At 57.4% G+C, this 3,874-nt stretch carries 4 protein-coding genes; 3 read left to right on the top strand and 1 reads right to left on the bottom strand.

All coding sequences use genetic code 11. From position 1 onward, the window contains the following. The 3 genes from AC14IB_RS05645 to pbpG all read left to right on the top strand — a co-directional run. On the top strand, positions 1-369 hold a 369-nt coding region (locus AC14IB_RS05645), incomplete at its 5' end, for an alpha-isopropylmalate synthase regulatory domain-containing protein (RefSeq protein WP_484230960.1). Between the two features lie 38 nt (positions 370-407). Beyond that, positions 408-1,949: a 2-isopropylmalate synthase gene (locus AC14IB_RS05640; protein ID WP_484230959.1), complete on the top strand. Its 1,542-nt coding sequence runs from the start codon at positions 408-410 to the stop codon at positions 1,947-1,949. 207 nt (positions 1,950-2,156) lie between these two features. Further along, complete coding sequence (gene pbpG / locus AC14IB_RS05635) at positions 2,157-3,218, top strand: D-alanyl-D-alanine endopeptidase (RefSeq protein WP_484230958.1); 1,062 nt, start codon at positions 2,157-2,159, stop codon at positions 3,216-3,218. Positions 3,219-3,298: 80 nt separating this feature from the next. On the opposite strand, the gene AC14IB_RS05630 is transcribed toward pbpG, so the two are convergent. Next, on the bottom strand, positions 3,299-3,874 hold a 576-nt coding region (locus AC14IB_RS05630; protein ID WP_484230957.1), incomplete at its 5' end, for an IclR family transcriptional regulator.

Here is a 3,874-nt window from a genome sequence, read left to right as displayed (position 1 = left end):
CAGCATCTCGTGATAGAAGAAACGGGCGGAGCTGGTGGCAAGTCGTTCAACATCAAGGCCGATGTGCGAATCGCCGGCACCAGCCATCAGGTCGAAGGGAGGGGCACGGGCCCGATTGATGCCTTTGTCGCGGGGCTCAATGCGGCGACCGGCCATGCGGTTCGGGTTCTTGATTACCACGAGCACGCCATTGGTTCCGGTGCCAGCGCGCAGGCCGTGGCTTACCTGGAGCTGCGCATCAACGACCAGACGCTCTTTGGCATTGGCATGGACGGCAATATCGTCTCGGCGTCGCTCAAGGCGATTGTCTCGGGCCTGCAGCGCAGCAAGGCCGGACAAGGTGCCGTTGCGGCTACCATTGCGCATTGAGGCCTGCAGTACAGCGACCAGCCCACCAGGAACTTGCCATGACCGACAAACTGATCATTTTTGATACCACCTTGCGCGATGGCGAGCAATCGCCCGGCGCATCCATGACGAAAGATGAAAAGCTGCGCATAGCGCGCCAGCTGGAGCGTCTGAAAGTGGATGTGATCGAGGCCGGATTTGCGGCAAGCTCCAACGGCGATTTCGAGGCCGTGCAGGCGATCGCGAATACGATCAGGGATTCCACCATTTGCTCGCTGTCGCGCGCCAATGACCGGGATATTTCTCGCGCCGCTGAAGCACTCAAAGGCGCCAGCAACGCCCGTATTCATACCTTCATCGCCACCAGCGCGCTGCACATGGAAAAGAAGCTGCGCATGACACCAGAGCAGGTGCTGGAACAGGCCAGGCTCTCGGTGCGTTTTGCCCGCAATCTGGTGGCGGATGTCGAGTTCAGTCCCGAGGACGGCTATCGCAGCGACGTTGACTACCTGTGTCGTGTCCTTGAAGCCGTGATTGATGAGGGCGCTACGACGATTAATGTTCCGGACACCGTGGGTTATGCCGTACCGGAGCTTTACGGCCACTTTATCAAAACGCTGCGAGAACGCGTGCCCAACAGTGACAAGGCCATCTGGTCCGTTCATTGTCACAATGACCTTGGCATGGCGGTTGCCAATTCGCTGGCAGGCGTGATGATCGGCGGTGCGCGGCAAGTGGAATGCACGATCAACGGGCTCGGTGAGCGCGCCGGCAACTGCTCGCTCGAAGAGATCGTCATGGCTGTGAAAACACGCAAGGACTATTTCAAGCTCGACATGAACATCGATCCGCTGCATATCGTGGCGGCCAGTCGCATGGTCAGCCAGACCACCGGCTTCGTGGTGCAGCCCAACAAGGCCGTGGTGGGGGCCAATGCCTTTGCGCACGCGTCGGGCATTCACCAGGATGGCATGTTGAAGGCGCGCGAGACTTACGAGATCATGCGCGCGGAAGATGTGGGCTGGAGCGCCAGCAAAATGGTGCTGGGCAAGCTCAGCGGCCGCAATGCCTTCAAGCAACGCCTGCAGGACCTTGGCGTAGCGCTGGAAAGCGAGGCCGACATCAATACGGCATTTGCCAGGTTCAAGGAACTGGCCGACCGGAAAAGCGAGATATTCGACGAAGACATCCTGGCACTGGTCAGTGACGAAAGCATCATTCATCATGACCAGGAGCAGTATGGGTTCGTGTCCCTGGCACAGCACAGCGAAACCGGCGAGCGGCCGCATGCTGTCGTTGTGTTCACCGTGGCTGGCAAGGAAGTGCGCGGCGAGTCAGACGGCAACGGCCCGGTAGATGCCTCGCTCAAGGCCATTGAAACGCATGTGAAGAGCGGGGCGGAGATGGTGCTGTATTCCGTGAACGCCATCAGCGGATCTACCGAGAGCCAAGGCGAAGTGACCGTGCGGTTACAAAATAATGGACGCGTGGTAAATGGCGTCGGGGCGGACCCGGATATCGTGGTGGCGTCGGCGAAAGCCTATCTGAGTGCGTTGAACAAGCTTCAGAGCAAGGCGGATCGCGTCGCCGCACAGGGTTGATGCTCCCGCCAACGGTTGAAATAGTCTTTATATTCAATGACTTAGAGTAATGTTGTAGTAGGATTCCTCATCTGAGTTGTTGACCTCCGCCTGAAACAGTTGAGTTTTTAGGAAAGTCGCGCAAGTTTTTGATATTGCGTGACTTTTTCTATTTGTATACACTGCAGCCATTCCTTACATTGCAATTCACGGCAGGCAAAATTCACCATGTCTCATCAGATTTTCAATCGCGCATTAAAAATCGTTGGATTCCTGGCTTTGTTTGCTGGACTTGCAATGCCGGTGTCCAATGCGGCAACTGACAAGACCGAAATTGTAAAAAAGCAGCGTGCCGCGAAGACAACTGTTACCAAAAAAGCTGTCACAGCCCGCAAGAGTGCCCGGTTTACAGCGGGCACAAAAGGTAGAACCATTCTTCGTGCGGCTGTTCCCGCCAAACCCTCTTTCGGTCAGATTGCCGGCCTGCATGGGGCCCAGGATCCACTGGAATTGAAGTCGAGTGTTGCGCTGGTCATTGATCAGGATACGCGTGAAGTGCTGTTCAGTAAAAATGACCACGCCGTGTTGCCGATCGCGTCGCTCACCAAATTGATGACTGGCGTCATCATCAGCGGGGCCAAGCTGCCCATGGATGAAATGATTACGGTGACCCAGGATGACGTCGACACCGAAAAAGGCAGCAGCTCACGGCTCAGAGTCGGCACCACGCTGACCCGCGGGGAGTTACTCCACTTGGCCCTGATGTCGAGCGAAAATCGCGCAGCGCACGCCTTGGGCCGCACTTACCCGGGCGGCATGCCCACGTTCGTCAACCTGATGAACGCCAAGGCAAAAATGCTGGGCATGAATGACACCAGCTATGTCGAGCCCACGGGCCTTTCCAGCCGTAACCAGTCCAGCGCGCAAGACTTGGCCACGCTGGTCAATGCCGCGCATGCTGACCCGGTGCTTCGCGAATTTTCCACGTCGACCGGCTATCAGGTCGCTGTTGGCAAGCGTACGCTGCAATACAACAACACGAACCGTTTGGTCAAGAATCCGGAGTGGGATATCGGCCTGCAGAAAACCGGCTATATCTCTGAAGCGGGCCAATGTCTCGTGATGCAAACCAAAATCGCCGGCCGCAAGCTCATCATGGTGTTTCTCGATTCCGCCGGCAAGCTCAGTCGCCTGGGTGATGCCGAGCGCGTGCGCCGTTGGGTAGAGTCAACCCCTTTGACCGACAACAAGGTAAACATCAGCGCTTCAGCCAGCCAGATTGGCGGTTGATGTTTCGTGCGGGTAGCCCGCACAATTTTCATCGCGCTTCATCGCGACTCGACGCAGAGCCAAGGTGGCTCGCTTCCTTTTTACTTGGGTTTGTAGCCCAGTGCGGCTGAAATTTCGTTGGCAGTCGCCTGCAGTTTGGGTAGCCAGTGCTCATCGAGCCTGTCGGCGGGCGCCGAAATGGAAAGACCTGCCACCAGTTGGTTCTGATCGTCGTAGATGCCGGCGGCCATGCAACGCACACCCAACTCCAACTCTTCATTGTCGCGCGCGATGCCGTATTGCCGCGCTTTGGCAAGTTCGCGTTCCAGTACCGATAACTGCGTGATGCTGTTTCGGGTCTGTCCCGACAGGCCGGTACGAGTGGCATAGGTGCGCAGTCGTTGGGGATCGTCAAAAGCCAGAAACAGCTTGCCCACCGAGGTTAAATGCAGCGGTGCCCGCCCACCGATGGCTCGCACCACCTGCATCCCGGATCGCTCGCTGTAAGCACGCTCCACATACACAATTTCATCACCCTGCCGCATGCTCAGGTTAACGGGCTGCTGAGTGAGCTTGTGCAATTCGCGCATCGGCGTAAGGGCTGCGTCGCGGACATTCAATCGCGCCTTGACGAGATTGCCGAGCTCCAGGAGTCGCATGCCCAGCCGATAGTTGCC

The sequence above is a fragment of the Perlucidibaca sp. genome (assembly GCF_057084925.1).
Note: the sequence above shows the minus strand (reverse complement) of the source record. Positions and strands in the feature narration are given on the sequence as shown.

Bases quoted from the DNA above. Each gene is read 5' to 3' on its own strand.
- AC14IB_RS05640 (WP_484230959.1), top strand. From the start codon at position 408: ATGACCGACAAACTGATCATTTTTGATACCACCTTGCGCGATGGCGAG.
- pbpG (WP_484230958.1), top strand. From the start codon at position 2,157: ATGTCTCATCAGATTTTCAATCGCGCATTAAAAATCGTTGGATTCCTG.